Genomic DNA, 17,976 nt, shown 5'->3' on the forward strand with positions numbered 1-17,976 from the left:
TGACTCCATACCGATACCTCGGCCCAGGGGTGTTCTTTTTGCACTTTCTCCACTTCACAGCCCAGTTTTTTTTTCCACTGCTGTTGTTGTTGAGATATGAATTGGTGATTGTTGGTCGAGGTACTTTTAGCCCTTTAATCCATTTGCTTGAGAATCCGCCATCCAAGTTGAAGTCAGACAATTCGAACCAATAATTCACAGAGATAGTCTGCAACTTTGCGACCGTTCCACAGCCCACCATCCGGGGGTTGAAGTTACCGTAAGGATAGGGTCGCCTTAATCAAAAAGTTTTAACCAAAGGTGCGCAATAGTCGGCGAATTAAATTCGCCGACTATTGCGCACCTCTTTTATGCATAGCCGACTAACCATAAAGGCGACCCTATCCTAAGGTTTCGTTTCCGGGCTGGACCTGACAAAATTTGATCTAATTGCCCTTGTTGCTGATCCCTTAAAAGAGGTGGAGCAAAACAGGTTTCTACGCCTACCATCTCCCAAGGTCAACGGTCCAATCCGGTTGTAGCCCCACACCAGTTCATAAATCCAACTTCGTTTATATCCAGTCACTTTGCGCGACTTCTTCACTGGTTCTGCCAAGGGCTAGCAACCAGATGATTTGATAGTGGGAGCATTCAATCGGATCTTTCCCTTGACGATAGCGCTGTTAATGTTCTTCTATACTCAGATGGGGTTCTATGCTGATTCGCTTGGGCATCAGTTTGGACCATTGTCTTGCATCTCTCATATATTACGGTTATTTAATGCAACTTGATATTACCTGAATAAAATGTTAGAGGGTGGGGGATTATAGCTGAGGGGGTGACATGAGCCCTGAAAAGCTTACTATATGAGGCTTTGATGCCAATTATCTCAGGGAAGATACAGTCCCAAATTGACCCTACGAATGATTTTCTGGAAGCTCAAACCCTTATAAATACGTCCAAGGTCGCGCCCAAAACAGCATATATATTTTTGTAACTTATGGGCTGAAATTATTACCCAGTAATGATTTCAGCTTGCATGTCACCCCCCCAGGGATTATAGCCTCCCCAAACCCTCCAACTAATGCTAAACATCAAGACTAAAAATTAAAACTAAACATTCAAACACAATTGAACATAATTACTGTTTTCTGAATCCACTGACTGAGTGTTACCCGACCTAGGGGATAAATCATTATCCAGCCAAATTTCACTAGTACCTAACCTCTGACCATCACTAGCTAACCAGCTCTGGAACACTTCCATGCGACCATCTTCTGGACTAACTAGCTGATAAACTCTGAACCGCTTTTTTCCTTGGCTCTGATAACGAATACACTGCAAGCCATAGCCGATTTTATCTAAGAAGCGCCTGATAATAACAATCGGAGTTGCTTTTTTAGCTAGTCCTATCCCGGTGATGGTTTTGATAGCACAACGGTTTGCTAATGCGATCGCAGCCATCTGCTGCAAGTCCTGATCAGTATTTTTGAGTTCTCGTTCCAGATTTTCTAATAGAATTGGTATCCCCAAAACCTTCATGGTACCAATCATGGCTCCTAGCACAGCACGATTGAAATCCGGTAGAAATATACTCCCTTGACCTTGCTCAATTAACAGTCGCGCTACCTTAGCATCCCGTTCTGCTAGATGTTGCCGACCGATGGTAAGAAAATAATGGAGCCGTAGCTGCTGATACCAGCCTTGGTCATCTTTGAGTACCAGTTCTGGTGTGACTGGGATGCGATAACGCTGCTTTAAATCGTACTTCCGTAGTGAGCGACGCTCCGATGGTGTTTTGACTAGGCGTTTGCTAATCGTTTGATATTGGCTATCACTGAAGTCTTGGCTAGATGCGATCGCATTACACTCAGCCTGATAGTTTTGGTCTCTAACTGCAGTAATCGCTGCCATCAGAGCATTCTGTGCTCCCAACTCTTCCGCTTGGGGTGAACCCTTAGACTTCTTTTTCCCAGCTTTAGTGGAACTGGCTGGGGAAACATCCATCACCAGATGACCTTCAGCACGCAATCCTGCTAGCACCGATTCCCGATAGTTCACCATGGCGGCATTGAATCGGACAGCCATTTTAGCCCAGCACATCAAGGATTCTGCTTGAAAGCCTGTATCTAAATCATCCACAGCATCGAAATCCGATTGTTGTAGCAACCGAATATTCATTTGGGTCAAACGCTGTCCAGATGCCAGCAGTGAGGATAGAGACGTGGAGCCATTACCGACGTGATTAAAGCCATAAGGGGCTACCCAGATGAACCGGGGTAGATTTTCTCGGATTCGCCCTAAGGTTTGTCTGACACTATTTTCTCCTTGCACCCCTTGGGCAATACACCACACAGAGGTGAAATGTCCCCGCAGATCAATACTCACTCCTGTTTCAATAGCAGGACTAGCTAATACAATGTCATACTCCCCTAAAACATCGTTCAGGTTATTGATACACCCCATGGCTGGATGACTGGTTTCACCAAGGGATTCCGAATCAATACGCAATATCCGGAGGTGGGGAAATTGCTTTTTTAGGTAAGCTTCTAGAGTGCAAGTACCCCATTGGCTCTTTGGTTTTTGAGCAGAAAGACACACAAAGGGTTTGCCTCCTTGAGCAATGTGTGCTTCTAGCTCTCGCACTAGTCTTTTTGGTGTGCTATCGGTATAGTTATGAATTTGCCAGGACCCGTCAATGTTGGGTTTCCAGTCATTCTCAATGATGAAGGGTTCCAGGTCAACGCCAGACAAGGTCAGTAAGTAATCTATCGATATATCACTCAAGTCTGCATCCGCAATATAAACTTGACCAGACCCCCCCAAGACATTCTGGATTAGGGTTTTCAGGGATTTGAGAATAGCAACCCGATTACTCTGACAGGTGCTAGAGTTCAATCCATGCCAGAGCACTTGCTCGACTTCATCGATAATCACTACGCCATCAGACCAGTTAGCGGCATTGAAGCGAGCCTGAGAATTACCATGCAAGGAGTCGAGACATAAACCATAACCTAATACCCCTTGCTTCTGGTCATCCCTGACCTCAGTGATATACTTGATGCCAAAGCGTTGGCACAATGCTTCTACTAATCGCACCCGATGACCAAGCACCAATACCCATTGCTTTCGGGCTAGGGCTTGAGAGACAATTTTTTCTAGTAGTTGGGTTTTTCCAGTACCCTTAGGGGATTTAATGCCAATCAGTTGGGCTGTATCCGGAATCGGAAGTTCTTGCAGATAGCGGCAATTTACTTTAAGGTTAGCTCCATAGGTGAGCTGGGTTAGGGATTTAGCTTTCCAAGTATCCAGGGGGAGTGCTCGTTGGTAAACTTGCTCAAAGGTCTTCTGACCTTGATCAGCAATTAAATCATCTACCCCTTTGCCTAGCTGGGCATCCCAAGTTATTACCTTCACAGGGCAACCTGCTTGATTGAGCAGATATCCCATTCTACGAATCGCAGCATTGACAGCTTTGATCGTATTCGGTTTCGAGTCTTGGTCAAAGACTATGTAAATCGGTCGGTCCGGAGTCGCTAGTTTCTGTAGTTGAGGAATCAAGTCAGACTTGCCAATCCGATTTCCCTGGGCATCCCTACGGATTCGATACCCACCATTAATTCCTGGTAATGCGATCGCAGCGTAACCAGCAGTGAGTAAAGCTCCAGCTTTCTTAGCGCCCTCAGTAATACACAAGGGAATCGAGGGGTGAGAGATTAGCCACTGCCAAAACCCTAGATCCGGTTGATTGTGGTCAAGGTCTGTGGGGAGAATAGTAAAATCATTGCGTTCAGCAATCCGTTGCCACAGGTGGAAAGGTACTCGCAGAGCAAACAAGCCTGTGGGAGTTTTGGGGGGATGTTCATATTTAATTAGCTTCCTGGTTTCCCCACTCTGACGGGGTTGGCTGGGTTTGAAACAGCCCCAAATATCTTCCTGACCAGTAAGCAAGTCAATACCAGAACACCACCATCCCCCTTGTTCGAGGTGTTGATAGCGTTTCAGAATCGAGTTTAGCAATCGACCATCATTGCGTCTGGGCAGGGAGTCGGAATAGAAGAGATACTCAAATGGGCTAGAGCCTTCGAGAGACCTTACATTGAGGCGAGTCAGCTGTTCATCAACACTACTAGCTGTCCACTCCTGGATATGGTTCATGGGTTTGGGGAAGACTCTGGCAGAGGTCACGCTATATCTAGTGGTTTAATCTTTAACTTAAGGAATATAACACTATTTGTGACCTAATAGCTTATTTTACCTAATGCTTTAGCTTTTCTTGACAGTTCACCGTTTACCGTTCACCGTTGACTGTTGATAGTACCATAAAATGATCACTTATCCCTAGCATCGGATCACTAGTCATTAGTTATTAGTTATTAGTTATATAGGGATCAGTGTAGGAATTGTGACAATTTTTGTTCCCTACTCCCTACTCCCTACTCCCTACTCCCTGTTCCCTTTGCTATTGCACCATATTCCCATAGTCTGGGCGAGAGTTGGAAACGCCACTTTCACCCTCATTTCTCTAATTATTATTGCCCTAAGTTTAGGTCAAGCAGGTTGGTTTCGGTGGTTAGCGCTTCACATAGCTAATTGGGGATGTGGTCGTGGCCATTTGCTTTTCTCCTTAGTGATCCTAGTCGGGATGTTATTGAGCAATGTGTTTACTAACGTGGCCACGACTATAGTCTGGACAGCTGCTGTGATGGAAATTTTGCTGCTGCTTGGCTTTAGTGCCAAAGCTACTCTAGCATTTGTATTTACTAGTGGTTTTATTACCGATGCCGCTAGCTTGCTACTGCCGATGAGTAATCCAGTAAATCTGATTTATGTTGATTATTTACAGATTTCCTGGTTGCGGTATGTGATGGTGATGTTGCCCGTAACCGTTGCCACAATAGCCACTAGTATCATCATTCTCTGGTTCTATTTTGAACCCGAAATCCCCCTGACCTATAACCTTGCCCGTCTACCACCACCTAATCGTGCGATTCGAGATTCCTTAATTTTTAAATTGAGTTTTCCTATTTTAGGACTACTCCTAATTGGCTACTTGTTGGCAAAAGTGCTAAATTTACCCATTGCCTGGATTGCTGCTATGGCAGCTTTAGTGATGGTGGCATTAGCAGCACGTTCCCTTAACGGTCGTGCTATTACACTTAGTTATATTTTACAGCTAGCAGGTCAACTGCCATGGCGAATTATTTTACTTATCCTAGTCCTGTTTTTATTCAGCATCGGTTTGGACAATCTGGGCATAACTGCTCTGTTGAGCCAGCGGTTGGAAATTCTTTCTAATTGGGGACTCACCTTAGCCGCTAGTGGTAGTGGTTTCCTAGCCACATTTATTGCCAGTGTACTCAACAATTTACCAACATTACTGCTGAATGCTAATGCAATTGAAAACATTACGGATATTGATCCAGCTGTAAAAGAAGTGATGATATACGGTAATTTAATTGGGTGCAACTTAGGAGCAAAAATTACTCCTTTAGGAAGTCTATCAACTCTACTTTGGTTGAATGTATTGGCTTTTAGAGGAATCCAAATTAGTTGGATTTATTATATTCGCTTAACCTTCATGCTTACCATGCCAGTTTTATTTGTGAGCTTGCTTAGTTTAGCAATTTGGTTACCCTGGTTAATTGCTTAAGGATATAGCGCTTGTCAATTAGGTCAGGTACATTTTTTAGAGAGCAGGGAGCAGGGAGCAGGGAGCAGTAAATAGGGAATAGGGAAAGAATACTGTGTACATCATAGTTATTAAAAACGTTGTAACTGAAAATTTAATAGACTATAGATAGGAATTACATCTAGTTTTTTGCCATTAGCAATGATTACTCAAAACTATCCAGATAAAAAATCTAAACTAGTGTCATTGGAAGCATTTCTAAAACTACCAGAAACCAAACCTGCTAGTGAGTACATTGATGGCCAAATTATTCAGAAACCAATGCCACAGGGAAAACACAGCACAATTCAAGGGGAATTGGTTACTGCTATTAATCTAGTGGTGAAGCAAGAACGAATTGCTCGTGCTTTTCCAGAACTTCGGTGTACTTTTGGTGGACGCTCAACCGTTCCGGATGTATCTGTGTTTGTTTACCAGAGAATTCCTCGTGATGACAATGGCGAAATTGCCAATGTTTTCCAGGCAGCGCCTGATTGGACAATTGAGATTCTTTCACCTGACCAAAGTCAAACCAAGGTGACAAAGAATATTCTCCATTGTTTAACGTATGGGACGGCAATGGGCTGGTTGATTGATCCAGAAGAGCAAACCGTTTTCGTTTATCGTCCAAAACAGCAAATCGAAGTGTTTGATCAATCATCCGAGAAACTTCCTGTGCCATCCTTGGCTAGGGAGTTAAGCATTACTGTGGGCGATTTGTTTAGTTGGCTATTGGATTGAAGCTATAATGGTAGGGTGGTAAAAAAGCGATCGCCGATAAGCTTAATGGAAAAAGTCTATTACTTTTTGCCCACCCTACGACTAAACTGCTTTTTTGTAACAGGCTACTGGTGAGCATATCTAGTAAATTGCCTTTTGAAGGGAGACTTAAACCCTAAAACTATATCCTGTCGGGGAACTCCTGCTTCAACTAATTCATTAGCTACTCCCACTTCAGTGCCATCACTCTGAATCCAAATTTTATTATCTTTTATATCAATATGAATTAAGCTTCCATATTCCCGTCGTTGGTCATACCAGCCCACTAGCATAACTAAATAATGATTGCGCTCACTATCAAAAATCATTTGAACTTCTGTATCATCATCGTTAAGGTTGATAGCGTGGGCTTTCAGGATTTTTTGGACTAATTCATGATAGTTTAAGGTTTCCATGATGATATCTCCTCTGTCTTAGGATCAAAAATTAGCAATTTTAGCTGATACTCTTCAAGAGCATCCTGAATAAAGGGGCGACGGAAAAACGTATTGTACGTATCGGTAGGAACGGCTAAGTATAAAACAAAATTAGGTAATGTTTGCTTTAATGCTAATCGATAGTTTAGGAATTGACCAAGGGCGACGTGAAACTCTGACATTTCTGATTCTTGTAAAAAACTTTTGATTTCTACCGCTATGCTTTGATTATCTTTCTGGGCTGCAATTAATTGTTCGGCTGCTAAGTCTATATACATTTCCGATCCGCCAACTTTGATGTATAGAGGATCTTTAGTTATCAGCCAGCCATCTTTTTCCAGGGCTAACCGAACGGTGTTGTGAAAAATATCCTTGGCTGGCATAGAAAGATGGGCAATTGGAAATGACTTAGGGTTTTTAATATTTATTATAACTGAGATCGATATAAAAAATTCCTCCCGCGCTCTACCGTAACGTCACCATCGGGAGGAATTTGAGCGGAATTATTAAATTGAGACCATAGGGTAAAAGTTAAACCTTGTTTAACTCGTGTTCGCCACACTTGCCTACCCCAAAGTTAGGTGTTTCCCTCTATAACTAAAACGATCTCACCAGGCAGTTTGTGACATTTTTTTCGACTTAGAGTCCTGTTTTCAGAACTTCCGCCGCTAAAATCTGGGACCAGGTACAAACAGATTAGCCACTTTGAACTCAGCCGCACCCACTTCCTTCAGCGAGAACGTAATCGGGTAGGGACGGGAAACACCTTTACAAAGATCCGGTTTCAGGCGGATGAAGGTAACAATGGGAGGCTGGGATTTTGCCAATATGGTTGTGAAGTCCTCTTTCTGCGTGCAGCCGTTGCTCGTCACTACGATCGTGACACCTTTTTCAGTGATGTTTATTCCATGCAATGGTTCTACCGTTTCTGCTAAAGCCGTGGGAGCTGTGACACAAAATACTGCCACTACAGCAAAGGGCAGGGTCGCTAGACCGAGTGCTAGTCTTGAGAGTGCTTTCTTCAAGGGAAGAGCAGCTGGCTTGAAGCGGTTGAATGGTGTACTTAGCATGATGTTTGAATTAATGATTTTCCGAATTTTGGCCTGATGTTAAAGGGACAGGACAGTCGAGATGATGGAGACCCTCGTGTCTCCCATCCCCTTAAGGCCGGGCCAATTTGGATTGAGCACTCAGAAGATTGAACCATAGGGTCTCCTTGTGGCTTCTGGTTCCGGGGAATTCAGGAATACTCAGGTTTCCTGCCCGATCGAAATTTGGAAAAAATTGGAATTCGGCTCAAGAACTCCTGCGCCATTCGCGATTCTAAGAGCAGGGATATTTCATTGTCAAGAAAATAGAAGATAATCAGAGATAATTACTCTTAAGTACAAAAACTGCGGATGCTTCGCTTGTTTACAGAAAAGTACCAACGGGGGCAGTTGCGATTAGCCCGAAGGGCGTTGGCTAGCGATCGCATCCTTGTCAAAGCAATACCCTAAACCTGAATAAAATAGGTTAATTTATAATTATAACTTATTCTTTTCAATGATTGGCTAGATTAAGTAAAGTCGTTGGTCAAATAATTCCTATCAGTTCTTTTTCTATTTCCTATTCCTTGCGCACAGCGCTATTACTCACATGATCGCCAATCCAACCATCCCCTTGATGACCGCTCAAGAGTACTTGGCATGGGAAGAGAAGCAACCCATTAAATATAACTTTATCAACGGTAAAGTTTATGCCATGACTGGGGGAACACTTCCCCACAACTCCATTGCCCTCAATTTAGCCTCTGCCCTAAAAATTCACTTACGTGGCAAAAGCTGTAAAGTTTTTATGGCAGATGCCAAACTTGGTGTATCAGCAAACGGGCCTTATTACTATCCCGATGTCATGGTAACCTGTGACCACCGTGACCAAAAGTCCCGCAAAGTGATTTATCACCCTTGTCTGATTGCGGAGGTCCTTTCCCCTGGTACAGAAGGTAGCGATCGGCGAAGCCGCGCCAAAGGCGATTAGCCCGAAGGGCGTTGGCTAGCGATCGCGGTAAAAAATTTAGACACTACCGCCGCCTTGATACCCTTAGGGAATATCTCCTGATTGATTCGGAAACCATGAGCATTGAATGCTACCGACTTAATGATAGAGGCAAATGGGAACTTACCAGTTACTTGATGGATGAAACCACAAAAGACGCAACAGAACCGGATGTACATATAACCAGCATTGACTTTGACTGTCCTCTATCCCAGCTCTATGAAGATGTTGAGTTTTTGGAAGACCAAGACAATTAATTACAGGTTTTTGGTGAGCAAAAGCTCATTTACTGGCTGGGTTAGCCTAGCGCTATAGTTTAGCCATGGCAATACTATAGCCACTCAATCAATTTATAGCGCAGCGCTAGCTTACCTGACCTCTGCTGAAGTCTTAACTATCACCCTACCAGCCTTGCCAGCACCAAACACCTGAGCAGTCAAGTCTCAACGGCTCGACTGGGAGTTGGGTTGGTACTGAGCAGAGTTGGTATTTTGAATAGAAGTACTCAACTTTCAGCACTTTCAGGAATTTCATCAGGTCTTTTTTCAGGACTTTCAGCAGCTGTTTTTTCAGGACTTTCAGAACTTTCAGCAGCTCTTTTTTCAGCCATTTCAGCAGCTCTTCTCTTAGCTTCGGCCAAGGCTTCCTGCTTATCTTCTTTCCGAACCTTGCAGAACCGTGGAGGCTGATCCATTGGGGGTGCCAATTCTTCTACAAACGCGAAGGCATTTTTGTGGGGAAGGAATCGGGCTTTGACCTGGATGAATTTTGGCTTGCCCTGCTCCTTGAGCTTAGGATTGAATCGGAATGGTTTGACCGAGGAGTCCCGCCAGAATAATGGACAGTGACCAGCTTTGAGTACCCGAGTTCTTTCTGTAGCCTGGTGAGTTTTGAGATAGTTCACTAATTGTTCACTGTGGTTCCTAAAGACTGACACACAGGGAACTTTACAAACAGGGATGAACTGCCACAATCCAGCCAAGATGAAATACCCATTGCCAATCGCTTCAGCCCAAGCATGGGGTCTGTCTTCCTGTAAAATCCCAATCACCTCAAACCGGATATCCTGGAATTTGTTCCGATCTGGGAAATGGATCGGCTTAGGATATACCACGAGGCGATGCTCTCGGTTTCCGGCCTCGATGTGCCCCTTGAGAATATCCAGCACATACCTTTTCCGGTTGTGCTTCAGCAGAAAAAAGAGTGGGTAAGCCTTACCCTGGATGGTAATGGTAGGAATTTTTTCAGACAAATCTACCTCACCAGTTATAACCCCAACAGCCATAAACTTTGGTTCTGATGGCTGAATTAATTCAATTGGTTGAGATGGTTTTACTAATTTTTTGGGAATTTCTGGTTTTTTGATTAGTGTTAGAATTTCTGACATAATTAAGAGTGATTGTTTATGTTCTTAACAAAAGACATCTAAAGAAATCTAGGAGATAGATCGAATAAGTTACCTGGCCACTGCAAAACGAAAATAGAGACGATACAACTGATAGCTTGGCTTCGCCTGATTGCCATCGAGTGTCACCAAACCCATACTTTCTATAGGTGCGCTTGACCCATTAAGGATCAAATTCGCGCTTTGGTGCGTTTTCCGTGATGGCGAACGCGCCCCGCGTGAGCTACGGTCAAGGGATTGCTCGCCATCACGGGTCGAACCTTCTAGTGTAGGTGCCGCTTGCAAGAACTTCTTTTATGTTATCTCTCTGACGAGAAAGGTGATAAAGGCCAAGGCTGACCAGATCAGGATATCCTCCTCCCATGGCTATTAGTCCAATTGGGTTTGACTGCTATTAGTCCAATCAATACCATAGTGCTGCCCTAAATTCTGCCCCTGCTTTGGTCTAAGCGGCTTTGGGCGCTTATTAGACTTCGCCGCAGTTGTCAGGGGAAAGGAAAAAGGGATTAGATTTGAGTTTACCCCGAGCCTGTTGATGCCAAAATCCCAGTATGGGCAATAGGTCTTGGGCAATAGGTCTTGGGCAATAGGTCTTGGACAACCTCAGTTTTATGTAAGAAATTGGCTGGTGTTGTGAGGAGATAGGAGACATAATTCAGAATTCAGGAGAATAATTCAGAAGTTATTGGGAGAATACATAGGTTAATTGCCCATTAAACTCTGATTAATTCCAAATTAACTTAAAAATTTAGTTATTATGGCTCCTGACTCCTGGATAAAATTGGTGATGTCGAACTCAGGTTGGGCAAGACTAGGATACTCGACAAGCACCTGGACTTGATTATTCACAAAATTTTTACTTTTTTTTCACAATTCACCAAATATTCACATTTATTTCAAAAAGGCTTGCAAAAAATTGGGGTAGTCTTCATGATAAATTTATAAAAATTCTACTAATTTTTTCATATCCTTAGTTATATAACCTAACTGGGTTGTTTTTACAGCACCTTTGAACGGCACAGGAAGCTGCAAACCGCTCGTAATTATTACTATCAGCCACTACATCAAGAGGAATTGCTACAACCTTTAGACTTCTTTCAGAAGTCGGGAACAGGGATCAGGGAAAAGGAAACAGCGGATCACCGGAACAGCGGATCACCGGAACAGTGGACAAGAGTTGCTGATTTGACTTCCCAAACTTCCCACGCGCCCCCGCCCCACTCCCCACACTTCCCACACTCCCCGCGCCCCACGCGCCCCCGCCCCACTCCCCACACTTCCCCCACTCACCTCAACCAGGTTTTGTAGCAATAATAGTGCGGTGACGAGGATCGCTGGCCACCGTGCTCTGATAGTCAAAACCAACTTTAATCATCGCCCCTTCTACATTAAAGCTGTAGTAGTCATCACTCCAAGGTTCTGTACTTTTCATCAACACAAACAGTGCAGGGGGGAGATTCTGGATGACTGGGGAGGCAGGATTATTGTCTACAACACCAAGGCAGCCACCAGGTCGTAGAATCCGTAGCACTTCCGAAAAAATTTCCTCTGTTGCTTGGCGCGGTAGTTCGTGGATCACAAACTGTAACGTGACCACATCAAATGAATTGTCCGGTAAACCGGTGTCCTCTCCTTTGCCATGGATCCATTCTGATATTTCTGCTGTCTGATCCATGGTCTTGGCCACAGCCAGCATATAAGGGGATAAGTCTAACCCAACGGTGCGGATTTTGCCCTTTGTGATCCTGGAGTAGTAGCGGTGTAGCGCTAAGGTAGAAATCCCTACTGAGCAGCCAATGTCTAGGACATCTGTGACTATCTCGGGATTATACTCTCCTAGTACTTTATGAAAACTACTTCGTAATCGTTCTTGTGCCGAAAGCCAAGTGAGTTTTTCTTTCGGCCAAATCCTCAACCCCATAGCCTGGGTAGCACTGGCAGCTTCAAAGGCAGCTTCCCAGCATAGGTTTCCCTGGTCATAAGCATGGAAAGGGACTTTGTAGTAGTCTGGGTAGACTAGGCTAGGGTTAGTAATCTCGCATAGTAAGGTCTTCGCTCCTGATTTTTCTAACTCCTGGTAGTTTTTCCGCCACTCAATCCCATTTTTTTCTGCGGTTTTAATTAGCACCTGCCTGGCCTGGTGTTGCATCACCTTGTATATCGGCTTGGTGTCGATCAACAGATTAACGAACCGGGAGAGTAAGTCATCCCCCGCCCAGTCTGGTTTGAGCTTGTCCTTCATCAGTATTCAAAAATTATCCCAATGATTAGCTCATCTAATTATTTCATAGCGGTATGATTGCGCGGTATTATTGCTCTGCCCCAGCACCGATTTCAGTTCAAGTAACTAAACAGTGGCATCAACAATAATAAAGTAGTGTGGGAGAACGTTACGTTTATTCCTACCTACAAAGAGAATTAATGGCTAATGATTCTTAACCACCCAAAATCCCAAGTGGACAAAAGCTGGAGTAGTTGGGTCATAGTTCTATTACTGCTGGTGTGGATAGCGATCGCAGCAGGTTTACGGTTTACCTATCTGGCCGGAAAACCCCCCTGGTCAGATGAATTTGCCACCCTAGTGTTTAGCCTGGGCAATAGTTTTCGGAGGGTACCCCTGGATCAGGTGATTACGTCAGATACCCTCTTAGCTCCCCTGAAACCGAACTCTAGTACTAGCATCAATTCCGTTATTAATAACCTAATCACAGAGAGTAATCACCCACCACTGTACTTCGTCCTCACCCATCTGTGGCTGAAGCTGTTTCCAGGCCATGGGGAATTGGTATCCCTGTGGGTAGCGCGATCCTGGAGTGTGCTACTGGGAGTAATTTCCATTCCAGCCATGTTTGGGTTAGGTTGGTTAGGGTTTCGCTCTTCCCTGGTGGGTCACTTCGCAGCAGCACTGATGGCTGTTTCACCCTATGGCATCTATCTGGCTCAAGAAGCTCGACATTACACTCTAGGGATTCTATTGGTTATCGCTTCAGTCAGTTGTTTAGTGTACGCTACGCGATCGCTTCAACGGCAGACTCCCTTGCCGATTTACATAGCATTAATCTGGGTTATTGTCAATAGCTTGGGCATAGCTGTCCATTACTTTTTCGTCCTCGTGATCGCAGCTGTAGGACTGGTAATGCTTGGGTTGCGGATTGGGTCAGGGGGTTCAGTGTTTTCTTGGAAGTACTGGTGGCGAATTTACGCAGTGGCGCTCGGGACATTAATGGGAGTCTTAGTTTGGCTGCCAATTTTGCCACGCCCCTCCAGTAATCGTTTGACAGAGTGGGTTCACCAAGACACAACCCTGAGCAATTTGCTCGAACCTGTAGCTAGACTCTTGTCTTGGCTGATCACTATGGTAGTGATGCTGCCAGTAGAAGGGCAATCCCTACCGATTATGGTCGCCTCTGGAGTAGTAACAGTAATATTAGTGCTCTTGATCGTGCAACTGTTGCGTCGAGGACTCAGAATTCAGAGGTTACACTCCCAGACTAAGTTCATGACTCAGGTTATAGGCGGATTTGTGGTGGGAGCGATCGCATTATTCTTATTATTCACTTACGGTCTTGGGATTGATTTGACCTTAGCGGCTCGTTACCAGTTTGTCTACTTCCCCATCGTAATTATGTTACTAGCAGCAAGCTTTGCCAGTTGTTGGAGAGCGGCCCAAGGGAAAGATCAGCAATGGGTAGCACTAATCCTGTTGATGGGATTGGTAGGTGGAGTCATAGTCGCATCCCATGTGAGTTACCAAAAAGCCGATCGACCAGATCTTGCGATCGCTAAAATATTAGAGATTAGTGATTCCCAGTCTCAATCCCTTCCAGTCCTGATTGCCACAGTTCACAAAAGCCATGAACAAACAGGAGAAATCATGGGCTTAGCTTGGGAATTGAACCGTCGCAAAGTAGTTGATACTGCTATTAATTCACCCCAGTTTCTCTTGGCACATAAAGACACCGAGCCAAGGGTGGCTACAGAAACGCTACAAAAAACTGTGGCTCAACTGCCGAAACCTTTAGAATTGTGGGTAGTCAATTTTTCTGCCTCTGTTGAGTTAAAATCCCAAGGTTGTATTAAGGATAAACAATCTATATCTAAAGTCCCTGGTTATCGATTTCGACGGTATTACTGTCAGAACTATAGGGCTGGAGCCAGCGAATAAGCGAGAGTGGTAAGCATTCAGCATAAGCGCTACGCGCACGCTACGCGAACAGCATTCAGCTATCAGCATTCAGCTTATGTGCTACGCACACGCTACTTGAGGTGCTATCAGTAGTTGGCCAACGGCTGACGCCTGACGCCTGACGCCTGACGCCTGAATGCTTACGTGTGGGGATAGGGTGGAGACGGGAGATCTAAGAAGTAGTTTTCGATAATTTGCTATAGTTATAGAGATTTTTGCTTATTTTTATTCTACTTTATGCACAGACATCAGCAATTTTGCTAAACCATTATTACTAGATTCAACACTTAATCTTGAATACTTAGTACTTAATCTTTAATCTTTAATACTTAATACTTAATACTTAATACTTAATGCTTAATCTTTAATAATCTCTGTTCCCTGTTCCCTGTTCCCTGTTCCCTGTTCCCTGTTCCCTGTTCCCTGTTCCCTGTTCCCTGTTCCCTGTTCCCTGTTCCCTGTTCCCTATCAAACTTGGCAATTGCTGTAATTGTATGGTATATTTTCGAATAAATTAATAGCGCTAGAGTAAGTTGTCCGATCATGATAGATACCACCCAAGCTGCCTATCTTCTAGGTATTTGTCCTCAACGAGTTCGCCAACTCCTGAAAGAGGGCAGAATTCAAGGAGCCGAAAAAGTGGGTCGCTTTTGGCGGATTCCCCTATATAACGGTATGCCCAAGATAATTCCCGGTAGCCGTGGACCACAAGGCTCCTGGAGAAAACAGCCCAGCAAATCGATGACTCACATCTACCTCAACGAAGAAGTACTTCAAAAGAATCAACAAAACCATACAACAGACCCAGTGATTACAGTTAAACGGGGTAATCGCGATATCAACTGTCATTATGTAGAAATCAGCGGGCCATCCCGGTTAGTCTATCGACCCGAATCTCCCAAGAATGGTGGTGCCACCCTTTGGATAGAGGTTGAGCCTAATGTGGAGGTTGTAACTAAAGTTTTTGGTCAGTATTAACATCTTCAGAATTAAGCTCAACCACTTGTAGGGTGTATCCTCTTAGTCAAGGGGGTTACGGTTGGCACCGGGGAAATTTTTGAACGTTGCCTTGATCAGCGCTTCGATATGACTCAGGCAGAAGTAGACAATCCTAAAAGTGAGTTGAAGCAAGCGAAAGCAATTCGGAAACTGTTCCCTGTTCCCTGTTCCCTGTTCCCTGTTCCCTGTTCCCTGTTCCCTGTTCCCTGTTCCCTGTTCCCTGTTCCCTGTTCCCTGTTCCCTGTTCCCTGTTCCCTGTTCCCTGTTCCCTGTTCCCTAAAACCAGAAACTCTGTATCTCACCAAATTGAAAACCGCTATATTGGTCACTTTTACCTTTTAGCTTTTACCTTGTGCCTTCTTTGCCGTCGTTCTGCTATATACTGGCGGCGACTTTGTATAGACACAACTTTCGCCTCACTACTCTCTCGTGCCACCCGAATCAACAACCCAGCGGAACACAAACTGGAAATCATCGAACTTCCCCCATAACTAAAGAATGGGAAGGGTAAACCAGTAGTGGGAAGAGCCCCAGAAGCAACACCAATATTTAACAGAGACTGTCCGACAATAAACAGCATTGCCCCAATCGCGATTAACTGATAGACTCGGTTTCTGGCCTTAATAGCTACAATCACCGCTAGGGTCATGTATGTCATCAACAATAACATTAGCGCTATACTACCAGCAAAGCCAAATTCCTCAGCAAAGACAGAAAAGATAAAATCAGTGTGTTGAATGGGTAAATAGAATAACTTTTGTTGGGATAACCCAAAGCCAGAGCCCCAAGTCCCACCGGAGCCAATAGCCAGAAGACTTTGAACCAATTGGTATCCATCTCGCATCGGATCAGCCCAAGGATTTAGGAATGACATCACCCGACGCCGTTGGTAATCCTTGATGCTGATACTGAGTACTGCCAGCAGGACACCACCAAATGCTGTACCTCCCAAGTAAGAAAACGGTAACCCTGCTGCTAGAGCAACTAGCCACAAGGTCATCCCACAAAGTGCTGTTGTACTCAGATTAGGCTGTAACAAAATTCCCACCAACACCACCATAAAAATCCCCAGCCACGTGAAACGGGTCCGCCACTGAAGCCGGTCCCACTGCCCAAATACCCGAGCTGCTTGTAACACTAGAAACGGCTTCATTAACTCTGAAGGTTGCAGGGGAACCGAACCGAAAGATAACCAGCGAGTTGCCCCATTAACCGTTGTTCCCACACCAGGAATTAACGTCAATAACAGCAGCACCAAGAGCACCAAGACCAACCAATGGCTGATTTTTAGCAAATAACGCAACGGTGATCGCACCAATAGGTTAAATCCCACTAAACCCAAGACTACCCAGATCAGCTGTCGCTTGACGTAGTATGTTCCATCCCCTAACTCGACATCTGCGATCGCATAAGAAGCTGAGAACAGAATTACTATTCCGATCAACAGCCATAGAAACGTTAACCACTTCAGTAACCGAGCAGTTACTGCCCAGTCTGTAGTGGAGGGATTAAATAATAGAATCAGGTTACGTAGAGCCACGTTTCATCAGGTTGGTTAAAGGTTATGTGGTTGAACGCGATCCCGTGGCCAAACGCGCCCCGCGTGGCCAATAGGCCAAGGCCAAGGTTATGTGGTTGAAGGTTATGTGGTTGAAGGTTATGTGGTTGAAAGTTATGTGGTTGAAGGTTATGTGGTTGAAGGTTATGTGGTTGAAGGTTATGTGGTTGAAGGTTATGTGGTTGAAAGTTATGTGCTTGAAGGTTATGTGGTTGAACGCGATGGACGAAGTCCCGCTTTCAGCGATCGCGTGGCCTTTTGGCCAAGGTTATTTGGTTATGTAGTTGTTGGCCCTCTCTTGCTTCTGTTTCCATCCCCCCATTTTGAACCAAAAATCACAAAGGGGTCCTAGTAGACCCCCTGAAATTTTTTTTTTGATAAACAGCTATTATCGAAAAATCCTTACAAACCGGTGTTTGTACCTTGCTTACCAGTTGCCAGCTTAACTTTAATAATTTTGCCACCCATTTTCTGGATGCGCTGCTGCTCACGGAACCAGTTCTCGTAGGAAACGAGCTTGGTAAAAAAAGTATTCTGTAACTCCCGTTGTGTCCTAATTCTGCTTTGGCTTGGCACACAAGCAGTTATTTCAAACGTCCGCATGAGGTTATTTCTCCTAGTAAAATTCCAGAAAATTTTAATTTTCGTTTGATTCCAAGATGGATAAAAAATCCCTACCGCCTATAGCGAGGGAACAAATTCGTTAATCGAATATCTCAACTATTCCAAAGTCTGGGAGTTAATTGTCAATACTAGACTGTCAAAACTCATCTGCTGCTTAACTAACGTGAGCCAGATTCGCCTTTAACAAGCTAGCACTCACAATCAACTTCCCAGACCTTAATTACACAGACAACTACAGGCTGGCGAATTCCATCAACACTAGCTAACTTAGCTTAAGCCAGAGCAGATGTAGTCAAAGTATACACCCATTTCCTTACCAGA

17 protein-coding genes are annotated in these 17,976 nt (G+C 44.4%); 7 read left to right on the forward strand and 10 right to left on the reverse strand.

Going from position 1 to position 17,976, the window contains the following annotated elements:
- Positions 1 to 1,092: 1,092 nt before the first annotated feature.
- Positions 1,093 to 4,167 (reverse strand): plasmid replication protein, CyRepA1 family, encoded by a 3,075-nt coding sequence (locus F6J94_RS03215; protein WP_367142151.1) that lies wholly within the window; start codon positions 4,165 to 4,167, stop codon positions 1,093 to 1,095.
- A 217-nt stretch (positions 4,168 to 4,384) separates the two neighbouring features.
- Here F6J94_RS03215 and F6J94_RS03220 point away from each other — a divergent pair, with 217 nt between their 5' ends.
- Positions 4,385 to 5,632, forward strand: a complete 1,248-nt coding sequence (locus F6J94_RS03220) for an ArsB/NhaD family transporter (protein WP_293036816.1) — start codon at positions 4,385 to 4,387, stop codon at positions 5,630 to 5,632.
- 180 nt (positions 5,633 to 5,812) lie between these two features.
- A complete protein-coding gene (locus F6J94_RS03225; protein ID WP_293036818.1) occupies positions 5,813 to 6,391 on the forward strand; it encodes a Uma2 family endonuclease in 579 nt (192 codons plus the stop codon).
- Positions 6,392 to 6,495: 104 nt separating this feature from the next.
- Here the strand turns inward: F6J94_RS03225 and F6J94_RS03230 are convergent, their stop codons facing one another.
- The 3 genes from F6J94_RS03230 to F6J94_RS03240 all read right to left on the reverse strand — a co-directional run bounded on the left by F6J94_RS03230 (position 6,496) and on the right by F6J94_RS03240 (position 7,916).
- The gene (locus F6J94_RS03230; RefSeq protein ID WP_293036820.1) at positions 6,496 to 6,825 is read right to left on the reverse strand and encodes a XisI protein; all 330 of its coding nucleotides are present in this window, start codon (positions 6,823 to 6,825) and stop codon (positions 6,496 to 6,498) included.
- Entirely contained in the window at positions 6,813 to 7,229 is a 417-nt protein-coding gene (locus tag F6J94_RS03235; RefSeq protein ID WP_293036822.1) for a XisH family protein, read from the reverse strand. The genes F6J94_RS03230 and F6J94_RS03235 overlap by 13 nt, the downstream gene beginning before the upstream one ends.
- Positions 7,230 to 7,514: 285 nt before the next feature.
- Positions 7,515 to 7,916, reverse strand: a complete 402-nt coding sequence (locus tag F6J94_RS03240) for a hypothetical protein (protein ID WP_293036824.1) — start codon at positions 7,914 to 7,916, stop codon at positions 7,515 to 7,517.
- A 568-nt stretch (positions 7,917 to 8,484) separates the two neighbouring features.
- Between F6J94_RS03240 and F6J94_RS34105 the strand changes: the two genes are divergently transcribed.
- On the forward strand, positions 8,485 to 8,865 hold the full coding sequence (locus F6J94_RS34105) for a Uma2 family endonuclease (protein ID WP_367142152.1): 381 nt from the start codon (positions 8,485 to 8,487) through the stop codon (positions 8,863 to 8,865).
- 11 nt (positions 8,866 to 8,876) lie between these two features.
- A complete protein-coding gene (locus tag F6J94_RS34110) occupies positions 8,877 to 9,140 on the forward strand; it encodes a Uma2 family endonuclease (protein ID WP_367142153.1) in 264 nt (87 codons plus the stop codon).
- A 248-nt stretch (positions 9,141 to 9,388) separates the two neighbouring features.
- On the opposite strand, the gene F6J94_RS03250 is transcribed toward F6J94_RS34110, so the two are convergent.
- The 3 genes from F6J94_RS03250 to F6J94_RS03260 form a co-directional block, all read right to left on the reverse strand.
- Positions 9,389 to 10,270 carry a hypothetical protein gene (locus F6J94_RS03250; protein ID WP_293036826.1) on the reverse strand — a complete coding sequence of 294 codons (882 nt, stop codon included), beginning with the start codon at positions 10,268 to 10,270 and terminating at the stop codon, positions 9,389 to 9,391.
- A 484-nt stretch (positions 10,271 to 10,754) separates the two neighbouring features.
- A complete protein-coding gene (locus F6J94_RS03255; RefSeq protein WP_293036828.1) occupies positions 10,755 to 10,940 on the reverse strand; it encodes a hypothetical protein in 186 nt (61 codons plus the stop codon).
- 639 nt (positions 10,941 to 11,579) lie between these two features.
- Positions 11,580 to 12,530: a class I SAM-dependent methyltransferase gene (locus F6J94_RS03260; protein WP_293036830.1), complete on the reverse strand. Its 951-nt coding sequence runs from the start codon at positions 12,528 to 12,530 to the stop codon at positions 11,580 to 11,582.
- A gap of 186 nt (positions 12,531 to 12,716) precedes the next feature.
- Between F6J94_RS03260 and F6J94_RS03265 the strand changes: the two genes are divergently transcribed.
- The 3 genes from F6J94_RS03265 (at position 12,717) to F6J94_RS03275 (ending at position 15,815) form a co-directional block, all read left to right on the forward strand.
- Positions 12,717 to 14,453: a hypothetical protein gene (locus F6J94_RS03265; protein ID WP_293036832.1), complete on the forward strand. Its 1,737-nt coding sequence runs from the start codon at positions 12,717 to 12,719 to the stop codon at positions 14,451 to 14,453.
- 564 nt (positions 14,454 to 15,017) lie between these two features.
- The gene (locus tag F6J94_RS03270; RefSeq protein ID WP_293036834.1) at positions 15,018 to 15,452 is read left to right on the forward strand and encodes a helix-turn-helix domain-containing protein; all 435 of its coding nucleotides are present in this window, start codon (positions 15,018 to 15,020) and stop codon (positions 15,450 to 15,452) included.
- A 108-nt stretch (positions 15,453 to 15,560) separates the two neighbouring features.
- Positions 15,561 to 15,815 carry a hypothetical protein gene (locus tag F6J94_RS03275; RefSeq protein ID WP_293036836.1) on the forward strand — a complete coding sequence of 85 codons (255 nt, stop codon included), beginning with the start codon at positions 15,561 to 15,563 and terminating at the stop codon, positions 15,813 to 15,815.
- Here F6J94_RS03275 and F6J94_RS03280 read toward each other — a convergent pair.
- The 3 genes from F6J94_RS03280 to F6J94_RS03290 all read right to left on the reverse strand — a co-directional run bounded on the left by F6J94_RS03280 (position 15,805) and on the right by F6J94_RS03290 (position 17,634).
- Positions 15,805 to 17,013, reverse strand: a complete 1,209-nt coding sequence (locus F6J94_RS03280; RefSeq protein ID WP_293036839.1) for an FtsW/RodA/SpoVE family cell cycle protein — start codon at positions 17,011 to 17,013, stop codon at positions 15,805 to 15,807. The genes F6J94_RS03275 and F6J94_RS03280 overlap by 11 nt on opposite strands.
- Positions 17,014 to 17,035: 22 nt before the next feature.
- A complete protein-coding gene (locus F6J94_RS34115) occupies positions 17,036 to 17,278 on the reverse strand; it encodes a pentapeptide repeat-containing protein (protein ID WP_366511312.1) in 243 nt (80 codons plus the stop codon).
- Positions 17,279 to 17,433: 155 nt separating this feature from the next.
- Positions 17,434 to 17,634: a phycobilisome linker polypeptide gene (locus tag F6J94_RS03290; RefSeq protein WP_293036843.1), complete on the reverse strand. Its 201-nt coding sequence runs from the start codon at positions 17,632 to 17,634 to the stop codon at positions 17,434 to 17,436.
- Between the last annotated feature and the right edge of the window lie 342 nt (positions 17,635 to 17,976).

The organism is Moorena sp. SIO1F2 (genome assembly GCF_010672755.1).
In the GTDB taxonomy this organism is placed as follows: Bacteria; Cyanobacteriota; Cyanobacteriia; order Cyanobacteriales; family Coleofasciculaceae; genus Moorena.